Source organism: Ochrobactrum sp. RH2CCR150 (assembly GCA_014138095.1).
GTDB lineage: Bacteria > Pseudomonadota > Alphaproteobacteria > Rhizobiales > Rhizobiaceae > Brucella > Brucella gambitense.
This window is the reverse complement of sequence record JACGXE010000001.1, coordinates 570,666-584,206: the sequence shown is the minus strand read 5'-3', so window position 1 is coordinate 584,206 and position 13,541 is coordinate 570,666. Positions and strand designations below refer to the sequence as shown.

The following is a 13,541-nucleotide window of genomic DNA, read 5'->3' as shown; positions in this document are numbered from 1 at the left end:
CCGGTTTTCACATTCCCTCAGACGCTAAAGCTTTTGTTTTTACGCATGTCTTTATCCCGAAACCGGTTCCCACTTTCGGGAGACATGCTTTATCAGGCGAGCGTATAGGCTGTCTTGACCGTCGTGTAGAACTCGGCGGCGTAGCGGCCCTGTTCACGTGGACCGTAGCTCGAACCCTTGCGCCCGCCGAATGGCACGTGGAAATCGACACCGGCAGTCGGCAGATTGACCATCACCATGCCTGCTTCCGAATTGCGCTTGAAATGCGTTGCGTATTTCAGGCTCGTCGTGCAAATGCCAGAAGACAGGCCGAAGTTCGTATCGTTGGCGGTGGCCAGCGCTTCTTCGTAATCCTTGACGCGGATGACCGAAGCGACCGGGCCGAAGATTTCCTCACGGCTGATGCGCATCTGGTTGGTGGCTTCGGTGAAAAGTGCTGGCTGGAGATAAAAGCCCGGTGTTTCGCGGTTCAGGCGTTCGCCGCCAAAGGCAAGCTTCGCGCCTTCCTTGCGGCCAAGCTCGATATAATCCATGTCCTGCTGAAGCTGGCTTTCGTCCACAACCGGGCCAATATGCGTGCCCTGCTTCAGCGCATTGTCGACGACAACACCCTTCAGCCTTTCAATGGCGGCGGCAACAAACTTGTCGTGGATGCCTTCCGTCACGATGACGCGTGAGGATGCGGTGCAACGCTGTCCGGTCGAGAAGAAGGCCGAATTGACCACGGATTCAACCGCGACATTGAGATCGGCATCGTCCAGAACGACGACCGGGTTCTTGCCGCCCATTTCAAGCTGGAAGCGACGATTGTGTTCGATGGAGGCAGCGGCAACGCGCTTGCCCGTACCGGTCGAACCGGTGAAGGTCACAGCCTGAACATCGGCGCTGTCCAGAATGGTCTGGCCAACGACGGAACCTCGGCCCATGACGAGGTTGAGAACGCCCTTCGGCAGACCGGCGCGATGCAGAATATCGACAATCGCCCAGGAGCAGCCCGGCACGAGGTCGGCTGGCTTGAAGACGATGGTGTTGCCATAGCAAAGCGCTGGCGCGATCTTCCAGGTCGGGATGGCGATCGGGAAATTCCACGGCGTGATGATGCCGACGACACCAACGGCTTCACGGGTGACCTCAACGCCGATGCCCGGACGCGCCGAAGGCAGCGTTTCACCGGCAAGGCGCAGGCACTCGCCTGCGAAGAAGTCGAAAATCTGGCTGGCGCGTATGGTTTCGCCGATGCCTTCGGCAAGCGTCTTGCCTTCTTCGCGCGACAGGAGACGGCCAAGCTCGTCCTTGCGCGCCAGAATCTCGTCGGCTGCCTTACGCAGGATCGCGTGGCGCTCCAGAATGCCGGAACGCGACCAGGCCGGGAAAGCGGCCTTCGCAGCTGCAATCGCCGCTTTCGTGTCTTCAGCCGTCGCGCGGGCATAGGTGCCCACCACATCATTGGTGTCGGACGGGTTGATGTTGGCAGTGCCGTCACCGCCAACCCACTCGCCAGCGATCAGATTCTGATGAATTGTCATATGAACTCTCTCTCCCGATATCAGCCGTGCGGCTCTGATATATCTCACTTTCATTCGCGCATAGAACCAGCGAATGCAAGGTTGCATCGGGCTTTTAGCAGAAAATGTGAAAAGTATTACTTTTAAAATCCCAAAATCGGCGTTCTTGTAAAATTGCCACACCTGACACCTTGCAAACCAGAAATTGCATTTAGGGCCTTGGCAAACGAATTTGCTCATTTATTGTGCAGCGATCTGAAACACTGGCAGGAGGTATGAGATGCGTGTCCAATATCCATTCCCAATGGTGCCCAGTGTTTCTGCGGGCGCCTCTAATCGCTAGGTCCGCGGCCCGCCTCGCGGGCTAAAATCGCTCCTTCGGAGCATCTTTCCAAAACCATCGCTGTTCGCGGCTCCTCCGGGAGCCGACTGTTTTGTTTTCTCAATCAAGGGCCAGTTCTGCGCGCAAGCACAGGCTGGAATATGGATATGACTCGGTTTCGTTTAGATTTCCGGGGACCTGCGTTCCGCAATGTCCTCGGCTATACTTTCAGCCATTGGCGAAGTCAGCCCTTGCGGCTGGCGCTGATGATAATCGGCATGCTGCTTGCAACAGCCGCAGATGTTTTGACCCCGCTCTATTCAGGGCGGCTGGTCGATGCGCTTTCGCTTGGCAATAATGGTGCATGGGATGCCGCCATTCAGGCGCTTGTCGTGCTGCTTGCGCTGGGTGCGCTGGCGCTGATTACCCGCCAGTTGACCTTCTATGTCATCACCGACTTCACTTTGAAGATCATGAGCGACATGGCGGCAAGTTCGTTCCACAAGTTGCAGCGGTTTTCGACCGACTGGCACGCCAATGCCTTTGCCGGATCGACGGTCCGCAAGGTTTCGCGCGCCATGTGGGCACTCGATCTGCTCAATGACACGCTGATCGTGGCGCTGTTGCCGTCAATCCTGATGCTGGTTGGCTCGGTAGTGCTTCTGTCGTGGTACTGGCCGCTGATGGGCTTGCTGGTTGCAATCGGCTCTGTGCTGTTCATCGTCTGCACGATTGTGATTTCGCTTGGCTTTGTTGCGCCTGCCGCAACATTGGCCAATAGCTGGGACACGCGCATGGGCGGCTCGCTGGCCGACGCCATCTCCTGCAACGCGGTCGTGAAGGCATTCGGCGCGGAAAGCCGTGAAGATGTTCGTCTTTCCAAGGTGGTGACCAAGTGGCGCAGCCGCACACGCCGCACATGGCTGATTGGCACGCTGAACGGCTTCATCCAGGGTGCGAACCTTCTGGTCATGCGCGGCGTTGTCATTGCCTTTGCGCTCTATCTCTGGAGCCAGGGCAAGGCCACGGCAGGCGACATCACCTTCGTTCTGACGGCATTCTTCATGCTGCAGGGCTATCTGCGCGATGTCGGCATGCATATCCGCAACCTGCAACGGTCGGTCAACGACATGGAAGAACTGGTCGATATCGAAGCACAGCCCTACGGCATTGCTGACAGGTCTGGCGCTACCACCATCAAGATCGGTGCGGGCGAGATCACCTTCGATCACGTCACGTTCCATTATGGCAACCATGAAGACCCGCTTTACCGCGACTTCTCGGTCAAGATCGATGCAGGCGAACGGGTTGGCCTTGTCGGTCATTCCGGCTCTGGCAAGACCACCTTCGTGAAGCTGATCCAGCGGCTTTACGACGTCACTGACGGCGCCATCCGCATTGACGGCCAGAACATCGCCGAAGTCACCCAGGCGTCACTGCGATCACAGATCGCCATCGTGCAACAGGAGCCGATCCTGTTTCACCGCACGCTGGCCGAGAACATCGCCTATGCCCGCCCCGGCGCAACACAGGCCGAGATTGAGGAAGCGGCACGCCTTGCGAGCGCGCATGACTTCATCACCCGGCTGCCGAAGGGCTATGCGACACTGGTGGGTGAACGCGGCGTGAAGCTGTCGGGCGGTGAACGCCAGCGCGTGGCTATTGCCCGGGCGTTTCTGGCCAATGCGCCGGTTCTGATCCTCGACGAGGCGACGTCCAGCCTCGACTCGGAATCGGAAGTGCTGATCCAGCAGGCGATGGAACGTCTGATGGTCGGGCGTACCACGCTCGTCATTGCTCACCGGCTATCGACGGTGCGCGCACTCGACCGGCTGCTTGTCTTCGACAAGGGTAATATCATCGAGGAAGGCGACCATGACGCGCTGATCCGCAAGCCGGGCGGCATCTACCGCCGTCTGTTCGAACGGCAGGCGCTGGAGCTGACCAAGGGTCTCGAAGACGTCATTTAACCGACGAATATCGTCAGCACTTGAAGAACAGGGCCGGAATCGCTTCCGGCCCTATTTTTATTGGGCTTTTTCTATTCATTCTGCATTCAGATCACGTCCGGTATCACCCACCGCTCAACCGTGGCTTGACATTTCCATGACAGAAATGTGACACGAAATTTCTCATATTTAGAAATGGTAGCGGGTAAGAGATGTCTGGAGTAGTGGAAAACGCGGGCGAACGTCGCTGGAGCGATGCGGCCATTTTCGGCGCTTCGCATGTCTCGTGGCCTGTGCGCTTTGTCTGGGTCGCGCTTGCTTCCATCGTCCTGTCTGTTCTGCTCGTCTTCTCCGTCGAATGGATTTTCCGCGGTTCGTTTGCTGAAACCGTTGAGTTTTTCCGCACCCCGCACAAGCCTGCATGGACGACCGTTGCCTTCTTCGTCGTGGTGCTGACCGCCAGCGATGCGCTTTTCGGGCGCATCCATTACGGGCTTTTTGTGGTCGGGCCACTGGCGCTGATCGCTGCCGCGACGGCGCGCGAAAAAAGCCTTTATCTCGGCGACCCGCTCTATCCGAGCGATTTTCTCTATGCCCGCCAGATCGTCGACCTGCTGCCGCTTCTGGTGCGCGAGCGCCCGTGGAGCGCTGTCGGCATCGCCCTCCTCCTGATTGCCAGTGCCGCGCTGCTCATTGCCGCCAGCCTTTTCTGGTGGCGTCGCTTCGACCGTATTCCCTGGAAAGGCCGCGCACTTCGTCTGGCCTTTGCGCTGCCTTTGCTCGCCTGGTTCGCCTTCATTTCCGACTATGCCAGTTTCTCGCTGGCCCGCGACCGCCTGCGCGTTCTGCCCATCATGTGGGACCAGAAGGAAAATTACGCGCATAACGGGTTCACCATGGCCTTCATTTTGAACGTGCCAATGGCAACCGTCTTCGCGCCGGAAGGCTATTCGCCCGAAACAATTGCGTCGATTGAACCGCCTGCGCAGCTCATTCCGGCAGCACTTGATACCGGTAAGCCCGACGTCATCATGATCATGAGCGAGTCTTTCTGGGACCCGACCCGCCTGCCGGGCGTGGCCTTCAGCGCCGATCCGATCCCGACCGTGCGCGCCGAACAATCCGGCTATGTGTTCTCGCCGGAATTCGGCGGCATGACCGCCAATGTCGAGTTTGAAGCGCTGACCGGTTTTTCCAAGGCATTCCTGCCTTCGGGCAGTATTCCTTACCAGCAGTATATTCGCCGCCCATTGCCTTCGCTTGCAAGCTTCTTCAAGGAACAGGGCTATGCAACACGGGCGATCCACCCCTATCGCCAGTGGTTCTGGAACCGTGGTCCCGTCTATGAAAACATGGGCTTTGACAAGTTCATGTCAGAAGAAAATATGCCACCGCTGGAAAAGCGCGGTGCGCTTGCTTCGGACGATGCGCTGACCAGCGAGATCATTCGCGAGGCTGACGAGCAGCAGGACCCGTTCTTCTTCTTCGCCGTTTCGCTGCAAGGCCATGGTCCCTATGAGGCCAACCGTTATCCGGATTCCAAGCTCGATGTGCAGACCGACGCCAGCGAAGCTGTCCGCCAGTCGATCCGCAGCTATTCGCAAGGCGCGATGGATGCCGATGCAAGCCTTGCACGCCTGATGGACTGGGCGTCGAAGCGCGAACGCGAGACGATTCTGGTGTTCTTCGGCGATCATCTGCCGCCGCTCGGTCCCGTCTATACCGAAACCGGCTTTATGCAGGATCGCGTCGCGAGCCGCATCGCGCCCGCCGCCGACATGCTTCTCCAGCATGAGACACCGTTGGTGCTATGGTCGAACAAGCGCGGCGCGGAACGCAGCACCGGCACAATCAGCCCGGCTTTCCTGCCGATGCAGATACTCGAAATGGCCGGAATGCAGCATCCCTATTACACGGGCTTCCTGCGGCAGCTGCATGACCAGTATCGCATTGTCGATGCGCATGCCGTGTTCGATGGTGATGAAAATGCCGACGAAGGCTGGCAGCAGCGCCCGCCCTTCGCACCGCTCCTGCGCGACTATCAGATGCTGCAATATGACATGATCTTCGGCAGCAGTTACGCGCGGGATCGGTTCTTCCCGGCACCGTCACAAAGCTGACCGCGATGTTTAAGCTGGCGCCTTGCCGGCAGACTGGCGAATGATCAGCTTGTAGTCGATCTTTCGGGCCGGAGAGGTCTGGCCGTTCTCGATATGGTTCAACAACATATCGGCTGCACCACGCGTCATTTCGAAGATCGGCTGGCGCACGGTGGTGATCTGCGGCGACACCATGCTGGCAATCGAGCTGTCATCGAAACCGACCACGGTGAGATCGCCCGGAACGGACAATTTATGATCATGCGCCATCTGCACCACCGCCGCCGCCATATCGTCATTGGACGCGAAGATCGCCGTCGGGCGATTTTCAAGTGACAGAAGCTTCTTTCCCGCCACAAGACCGCTGGCAAAACTGAAGCCGCCTTGCGCTTCATAATCGGGATTGCGCTCGATCCCTGCCGCTTCCAGCGCCCGGCGATAACCGGCCAGCCGCAATTCGGCAGAGCGGTGGGTCGGGTCGCCAATGATGATGGCAATCTTCCTGTGGCCGAGCTTCAGAAGATACTCCATCAGATCGACGGTTGCTGCTTCGTCGTCGATGGAAACACTGTCGGTCGGATGCACGTTGACGTCGCCCGCCACGCGCGCAAAGGGCATGGCCGAGGCTGAAAGCTCCTGTAGAATCTCCGGATCGTCCGACATGGGCGGCGTCACGATGATGCCGTCGAGGCCCGATGCATGGGCGGTTTCGATCAGCGCGCCGCGAATATCGGCGCGGTTTTCGACCGGAAAGATCAGCAGGCGATAGCGCGTGCCGCGCAGGCGCTCCAGCGCGCCCATCTGCAATTCCGTCACATAGCTGGAACTGGGGTTTTCGAAAAAAAGACCGATCAGATGCGAGCGGCGCTCCACCAGATTGCGCGCTGCCGCATTGGGCCGATAGCGCAGCTCCTGCCCCACTTCGCGCACCTTTTCGCGGATCGCCTCACGCACATTCGGTTCGTCGTTATAGACGCGCGAAACGGTCTTGATCGACACGCCTGCCAGACGCGCCACATCGTGTATCGTCGCTCTTTTGCCTGTTGCAGCCATATAGAATCGACTTCCTCCCCGAAGACCTATGTAGATAGCTTGTTCGCCGGATAACGAAAAGGCCAAACACTTCAGGGAATGGAACATATGCGGGATCGCGTCAGAAAACGCACTTCGCGCCCGTTATCGAGCGAAAACATGCCCCCGCGCCCCGGAACGACATCGATGATGAGTTCAGTGTGCTTCCAGACTTCATATTGCGGGCCGCTGATATAGACCGGCGCGCCGCCAATTTCGCCCAGTTTGACATCGTTGTCTCCGACGACAAACTCGCCCTGCGGATAGCACATCGGTGAAGAACCGTCGCAGCAGCCGCCCGACTGATGGAACATGATCGGCCCATATTCCGCCTGCAACTCGGCAATGAGATCAAGTGCGGCGGGCGTGGCGCTGACCTGACCCTTGCCGTCATCGCCAGCGTTCGTTTCAGGATTCCTCGCAGAACCCTTTTGCGGGTTTTCTTGCAACATTCTCTCCTCCCTCGCATGAGAACGGGCGAAACAGGTCCGCCCGTTCAGAACATGTAAAGTCCATCCTGCACGCTTTACTGCGTCAGATCCATCACGACGCGGCCTTCGATGTTGCCCTTGCGCATATCATCGAAGATGGAATTAACATTTTCCAGTTTCTCGGTGCGGATAGTCGCCTTGACCTTGCCATCGGCAGCGAAATCGATCGACTCCTGCAGATCGAGGCGGGTGCCCACGATGGAACCGCGCACGGTGACGCCGTTCAGCACCATGTTGAAGATCGACAGCGGAAAATCGCCCGGCGGCAGGCCGTTCAGCGACACCGTGCCGCCGCGCGCCACCATGCCCAGCGCCTGCTCGAAGGCAATGGGCGACACTGCCGTCACCAGCACGCCTTGCGCGCCGCCATCGGTTTCCTTCTTGATATAGGCTGCCGGATCATTGTTCGTCTTGGCGTTGACGGTCACCGTCGCACCAAGCTTACGCGCCAGTTCGAGTTTCTTGTCATCAATATCAACGGCGGCAACATTCATTCCCATCGCCTTGGCATATTGCACCGCCATATGGCCGAGACCGCCGACGCCGGAGATCACCACCCAGTCACCCGGCTTGGTATCCGTCACCTTGAGACCCTTATAGACCGTAACACCGGCACAGAGCACCGGCGCGATCTCGTTGAAATCGATATTCTTCGGCAAATGGCCAACGAAATTCGGATCGGCAACCACATATTGCCCGAAGCCGCCATTAACCGAATAACCGGTATTGAGCTGTTCCTCGCACAGCGTTTCCCAGCCGCCGAGGCAGTGGCGGCAATGACCGCAGGCCGTATAGAGCCACGGAACGCCGACACGGTCGCCTTCCTTCACATGCTTGACGCCAGCACCCACGCCCGACACGAAACCCACGCCCTCATGCCCGGGGATGAACGGCGGATTGGGCTTCACCGGCCAGTCGCCTTCGGCGGCATGAAGATCGGTATGGCAAACGCCGGATGCCTGAATGGCAACCTGAATCTGTCCCGGTCCCGGTTCCGGTATCGGCACTTCGTCGATTGTCAACGGCTTGCCAAATGCTCGTACCACTGCCGCTTTCATTGTCTTGGCCATGAAGTCTCTCCTTCGTTATCGAATTGAGTTTCTTTCAAGCTGTTTCCCGATACGGGTCGGAAGAAATGAGTAACAGGAATATGGCGCACCCGGGTGCCACGTCCAGCTTGCCGCGCAATGGCAGTTTGATGGACCATTCAAGGGTTGCCCGGGCATTTTCGCCCAGGCCCCTTCGCAGTCCCCTTGGGAGGGTGAACCGATGCCGTTCTTCCAACGCAATACTGACATGGAAGACGGGAATGCTCTTTGATTAGACGCAATGCGGAGATTCTATTTCCCCGCATCGCTATTCGCAGTCGGTCAGGGCTTAGAAAAAGCCCAGCTTCTTCGGGCTGTAGCTCACCAGCATGTTCTTGGTGTTCTGGTAATGCTCCAGCATCTTCAGATGGTTTTCGCGGCCGATACCCGACTGCTTGTAACCGCCGAAGGCCGCGTGGGCCGGATAGGCATGGTAGCAGTTGGTCCACACACGGCCCGCCTGAATAGCGCGACCGAAGCGATAGGCCCGCGTTCCGTCACGGGTCCATATACCGGCACCCAGACCATAGAGCGTGTCATTGGCAATCGACAGCGCTTCCGCATCGTCCTTGAAGGTCGCAACGGACACAACCGGTCCGAAGATTTCTTCCTGGAAAATACGCATCTTGTTGTTGCCCTTGAACACGGTCGGCTTGACGTAATAACCGCCAGCCAGATCGCCCGGCAGGATATTGCGTTCACCGCCAGTCAGCACTTCCGCGCCTTCCTGACGACCGATGTCGAGATAGCTCAGGATCTTCTCAAGCTGCTCGCTCGAAGCCTGCGCGCCGATCATCGTTGCCGGATCGAGCGGATCGCCCTGCACGATGGCTTCCACGCGCTTCAGCGCCTTTTCCATGAACTTGTCGTAGACCGACTCATGGACAAGCGCACGGCTCGGGCAGGTGCAGACCTCACCCTGATTGAGGGCGAACATGACGAAGCCTTCAATCGCCTTGTCGAGGAAATCGTCGTCTTCGGCAGCCACATCCTTGAAGAAGATGTTGGGCGACTTGCCGCCAAGTTCCAGCGTGACCGGAATGAGGTTCTGGCTGGCATATTGCATGATGAGGCGACCGGTCGTGGTTTCGCCGGTGAATGCAATCTTGGCGATGCGCGGGCTGGATGCCAGCGGCTTGCCCGCTTCAAGACCGAAACCATTGACGACATTGATCACGCCTGCGGGCAGCAGATCGCCGATCAGCTCCATCAGGACGAGGATCGAGGCCGGGGTCTGCTCGGCAGGCTTCAGCACCACGCAATTGCCAGCGGCGAGCGCCGGAGCCAGTTTCCAAACCGCCATCAGGATCGGGAAGTTCCACGGAATGATCTGGCCGACAACGCCCAGCGGCTCATGGAAGTGATAGGCGACCGTGTCGTGATCGATTTCCGAAATGCCGCCTTCCTGCGCGCGGATGACACCGGCGAAATAGCGGAAGTGATCAACGGCCAGCGGAAGATCGGCGGCCGTGGTTTCACGGATCGGCTTGCCATTGTCCCATGTTTCGGCGGCAGCGAGCGCAGGCAGGTTTTCCTCAATACGGTCGGCAATGCGGTTGAGGATCAACGCGCGCTCGGCCACGCTGGTGCGGCCCCATGCATCCTTGGCGGCATGAGCGGCATCAAGTGCGGCTTCAACATCCGCAGCATCGGAACGTGCCACTTCGCACAGAACCTGACCATTGACCGGCGATGTATTTTCGAAATAGCGGCCCGACTTGGGCTCGACCCATTTGCCGCCGATGAAGTTTCCATAACGTTTGGCAAAAGCCGGCTTCACCGTCCGGCTGAATTCAACCTTATTCATAGCTTCCTCCCGAAATAACGCTGCTCCTACAGCGCTTCGACAAGGAGGATCGCGCGATAGCCAGGAAGAGTCATCCCGCGTTTTCACGCTCGCAAGATCATGTGTCGCAATATTGAGACAGTTGCGTCAGGTGATTTTGCAAAGAGATTAATGTGGGCGAATGATCTTGAGACGGTTCAGCTTGCGATGCAGCGTCGCCCGGCTGATGCCCAGAAGCCCTGCGGCAGCGGAAATATTCCCCTCTGCACGGGCCAGAGCACGCAGGATAACGCCGCGTTCCGACTCCGCCATATCCTCGCGCGGGTCGGCATTCCAGCCGAGAATATCAGCAGCAGGCAACGGACCTGCCAGAACCGCATCGTCGAGGCCGAGCGCCAGACGTGCAGCCCGCGTCGCGCCGATCACCAGATCGTCCTTGTCGACGGCGATCAAAGCCCCGCCGCTGCGGTCAACGCTGGGGGCCAGCATGATGCGGGCCTTTGGAAAAGCCTGGCGGAAGTTTTCTGCCTCGATCCGGCGCGCCGCGTCGATCACTGCTACGGAAATGAGCTGCGCAAAGGCTTCCGTCAGATCGGAACGGCAGGATGACACATCAAGCGCAGCCATAAGACGACCCTGATGATCGTGGATCGGGGCCACCGTGCAGGACAGCCCGATATTGCGTGAGTGAAAGTGCTGATCGCGGTGGATGGTGAGCGCACGCTGTTCAACGATACAGGTGCCGATGCCATTGGTGCCTTCGCATTCCTCGCTCCACACAGCGCCCGTCCACAAGCCCCAGCGATAGAACGTGTCGTCATCGCTTGGCGCACCGCGCCGCTCCACCGGCACGCCTTCACTGTCAGCCAAAAGCACGCAGCAGCCAACACCGCCGACCGCCATGTAAAGACGGTCCATACTGGCCTGCGCCACGCTGACCAGCCTCTCCACCCGCTCATGCGCAGTGCGGAATTCGCCCTCGGAAAGCGTGCGCACGGCACCCGGATCGGCAGGGTCGAGCTTGTGTAGTTCGGCAGAACGCTGCCACGACGCTACCAGCGCCGAGCGGGCCGACCCGCCGGTGTGGATCGCGGACAGAACGCGGTCCGCATGAACTCTCTCTTGCGGTGCACCCATCTTTCTCCTCCCAGGAAGGCTGGAACCGCTGAATTCGCGTTGAACATTCCCGACCAACAGAACCGCTAAACAGATCTGCCGGGCACGTTCCCGATGATAATGGCCTGTTCCCCCACAACTGGCAAGCGCGTCCTCGAAACTTCGAAATGAAGACGGCCCGGCGGAAATATTCGCCGGGCCGTGAGGTGTAGTCTTTGGGAGGTTGGTACTTATCAGGAGGCATGCACCTCCTGAGAGGTAATTTTATAAACGGTGCGGAACCAATCTAGTTGATGACAACCGGACAAAAATACACCAGTCCGAGCGACATCGGGAGGAGTCGATCAGTATCCGCACCGCATTATAAAAGTAGTTGTCATAAATTCTTAAGTATAAAAAGTTTTAAAGTACATTATTAAACTATCACATGAAAGAATAATTGAAAATTACAATCATTTGATTGCTACTAAGCACCGGCAACAAATCGGGGTTTTATTTTTTCTTCATCTTGCAGGTAATTATTCAGCCCCTCTACCTCTGCTGCATTGAGACGAAGGCCAAGTTTGGTGCGACGCCACAGAATATCTTCTGCCGTGCAAGCCCATTCATTTTCAATGAGATAAGAGACTTCAGCCTCATAGAAATCCGCGCCGAAATGGCGTCCCAGATCAGCGAGCGATGCGGCCTTGCCGAGCAGCACATGAACACGCGTTCCATAGAGCCGGAACAGGCGGCGGACATGGGCTGGCGACAAAAATGGATAGGTCGACTGTACTTTCCGTAACTCGCTGTCGAAAGCAACTTCCTTGAAATCACCACCGGGCAGTGCTGCCGCATGAGTCCATGGCGCGCCCTTCTTGCCCAGATGATGCTCGATCTTTTCCAGCATATGTTCAGCAAGCCTGCGCGCTGTTGTCAGCTTGCCGCCAAAGACGTTGATAAGCGGCGCAAGACCGGCTGGCGCATCGTCCTTCAGAACATAGTCGCGCGTGGCTTCTTGCGCCTTGCTGGCACCGTCATCGTAGAGCGGACGCACGCCCGAATAGGTCCACACGACATCTTCGCGCCGCACAGGTTCTGCGAAATATTCGCTTGCCGCCGAGCAAAGATAGTCTGTTTCAGCTTCGGTGATCGCCACCTTGGCGGGATCGCCCTTATAATCCTGATCGGTAGTGCCAATCAGAGTGAAATCATCTTCATAGGGGATCGCAAAGATGATGCGCCCGTCATTGTTCTGGAAGAAATAGGAGCGCGGATCGGCAAATTTCTGGCGCACTACAATATGGCTACCCTGCACCAGACGCACATTGTGCAACTGGCGATCCCCTTCGACACCCTGCAGAACCTTGTCGGCCCACGGACCGGCGGCATTGACCAGCAGACGCGCGCGGATTTCTTCCTGACGTCCGGTGTCGGCGTTCTCAATCGTCACCGTCCAGCCCTGACTGTCACGGCGCGCAGCCACCACCTTGGTACGGGTGCGAATGGATGCGCCACGGTCAGACGCATCACGCGCCGTCAATGCCACAAAACGGGCGTCGTCGACCCAGCAATCGGAATATTCGAATGCCTTGGTGAAAAGCGGCTTCAGCGGCTGAGCAGCAGGGTCAGTGCGCATATTCAGCGTGCGCGTCGCCGGAAGTTTCTTGCGACCACCCAGATGATCGTAGAGGAACAGGCCAATCCGCAGCAGCCATGCCGGACGCACGCCGCCCTTGTGATAGGGCAGCACAAAGCGCATCGGATGGATGATATGCGGTGCATTGGCCCACAGAACCTCACGCTCCATCAGCGCCTCGCGCACCAGACGAAACTCGTAATGCTCCAGATAACGCAGGCCGCCATGGATCAGCTTGGTGGCGCGGGAAGAGGTGCCGCTCGCCAGATCGTTCATTTCCGCCAGGAAAACAGAAAAGCCGCGCCCAACGGCGTCGCGGGCAATGCCACACCCGTTGATGCCGCCACCAATAACGAAAATGTCGAATATTTTATCCTGCGCCATGGCAAACCTTAAAAGCGGCTTTCAGAGCGCTTGCAGCAGACAGACGCTCGAACATTCATTTTAAAGCGCATCACCGGACGCGCCTCAGAACACCAAAGCGAATATAAAACTA

At 58.0% G+C, this 13,541-nt stretch carries 9 protein-coding genes; 2 read left to right on the top strand and 7 right to left on the bottom strand.

Annotated features, from left to right (window positions below; genetic code table 11):
* Nucleotides 1–92 precede the first annotated feature (92 nt).
* A complete protein-coding gene (locus FHW03_RS02630; protein ID WP_182519223.1) occupies nucleotides 93–1,526 on the bottom strand; it encodes an aldehyde dehydrogenase family protein in 1,434 nt (477 codons plus the stop codon).
* A gap of 468 nt (nucleotides 1,527–1,994) precedes the next feature.
* On the opposite strand from FHW03_RS02630, the gene FHW03_RS02625 reads away from it, so the two are divergent.
* Both FHW03_RS02625 and FHW03_RS02620 read left to right on the top strand, forming a co-directional pair.
* Nucleotides 1,995–3,797, top strand: a complete 1,803-nt coding sequence (locus FHW03_RS02625; protein ID WP_182519222.1) for an ABC transporter ATP-binding protein — start codon at nucleotides 1,995–1,997, stop codon at nucleotides 3,795–3,797.
* Between the two features lie 191 nt (nucleotides 3,798–3,988).
* Nucleotides 3,989–5,896 carry an LTA synthase family protein gene (locus FHW03_RS02620; protein WP_182519221.1) on the top strand — a complete coding sequence of 636 codons (1,908 nt, stop codon included), beginning with the start codon at nucleotides 3,989–3,991 and terminating at the stop codon, nucleotides 5,894–5,896.
* Nucleotides 5,897–5,905: 9 nt separating this feature from the next.
* Here the strand turns inward: FHW03_RS02620 and FHW03_RS02615 are convergent, their stop codons facing one another.
* From FHW03_RS02615 to glpD, 6 genes are all read right to left on the bottom strand, one after another.
* Nucleotides 5,906–6,928, bottom strand: a complete 1,023-nt coding sequence (locus tag FHW03_RS02615) for a LacI family DNA-binding transcriptional regulator (RefSeq protein ID WP_151588673.1) — start codon at nucleotides 6,926–6,928, stop codon at nucleotides 5,906–5,908.
* A gap of 71 nt (nucleotides 6,929–6,999) precedes the next feature.
* Nucleotides 7,000–7,398, bottom strand: a complete 399-nt coding sequence (locus tag FHW03_RS02610; protein WP_078339601.1) for a DUF779 domain-containing protein — start codon at nucleotides 7,396–7,398, stop codon at nucleotides 7,000–7,002.
* 74 nt (nucleotides 7,399–7,472) lie between these two features.
* The gene (gene adhP / locus FHW03_RS02605) at nucleotides 7,473–8,507 is read right to left on the bottom strand and encodes an alcohol dehydrogenase AdhP (protein WP_182519220.1); all 1,035 of its coding nucleotides are present in this window, start codon (nucleotides 8,505–8,507) and stop codon (nucleotides 7,473–7,475) included.
* A 307-nt stretch (nucleotides 8,508–8,814) separates the two neighbouring features.
* Nucleotides 8,815–10,332, bottom strand: a complete 1,518-nt coding sequence (gene adh / locus FHW03_RS02600) for an aldehyde dehydrogenase (RefSeq protein ID WP_182519219.1) — start codon at nucleotides 10,330–10,332, stop codon at nucleotides 8,815–8,817.
* Between the two features lie 147 nt (nucleotides 10,333–10,479).
* On the bottom strand, nucleotides 10,480–11,448 hold the full coding sequence (locus tag FHW03_RS02595; RefSeq protein WP_182519218.1) for a GAF domain-containing protein: 969 nt from the start codon (nucleotides 11,446–11,448) through the stop codon (nucleotides 10,480–10,482).
* A 445-nt stretch (nucleotides 11,449–11,893) separates the two neighbouring features.
* Nucleotides 11,894–13,429: a glycerol-3-phosphate dehydrogenase gene (glpD, locus tag FHW03_RS02590; RefSeq protein WP_182519217.1), complete on the bottom strand. Its 1,536-nt coding sequence runs from the start codon at nucleotides 13,427–13,429 to the stop codon at nucleotides 11,894–11,896.
* Nucleotides 13,430–13,541: the final 112 nt, after the last annotated feature.

Excerpts from the sequence above, each read along its gene's own strand:
- FHW03_RS02630 (WP_182519223.1), bottom strand. The coding sequence starts at position 1,526 with ATGACAATTCATCAGAATCTGATCGCTGGCGAGTGGGTTGGCGGTGAC.
- FHW03_RS02625 (WP_182519222.1), top strand. The coding sequence starts at position 1,995 with ATGACTCGGTTTCGTTTAGATTTCCGGGGACCTGCGTTCCGCAATGTC.
- FHW03_RS02620 (WP_182519221.1), top strand. The coding sequence starts at position 3,989 with ATGTCTGGAGTAGTGGAAAACGCGGGCGAACGTCGCTGGAGCGATGCG.
- FHW03_RS02615 (WP_151588673.1), bottom strand. The coding sequence starts at position 6,928 with ATGGCTGCAACAGGCAAAAGAGCGACGATACACGATGTGGCGCGTCTG.
- FHW03_RS02610 (WP_078339601.1), bottom strand. The coding sequence starts at position 7,398 with ATGTTGCAAGAAAACCCGCAAAAGGGTTCTGCGAGGAATCCTGAAACG.
- adhP (WP_182519220.1), bottom strand. The coding sequence starts at position 8,507 with ATGGCCAAGACAATGAAAGCGGCAGTGGTACGAGCATTTGGCAAGCCG.
- adh (WP_182519219.1), bottom strand. The coding sequence starts at position 10,332 with ATGAATAAGGTTGAATTCAGCCGGACGGTGAAGCCGGCTTTTGCCAAA.
- FHW03_RS02595 (WP_182519218.1), bottom strand. The coding sequence starts at position 11,448 with ATGGGTGCACCGCAAGAGAGAGTTCATGCGGACCGCGTTCTGTCCGCG.
- glpD (WP_182519217.1), bottom strand. The coding sequence starts at position 13,429 with ATGGCGCAGGATAAAATATTCGACATTTTCGTTATTGGTGGCGGCATC.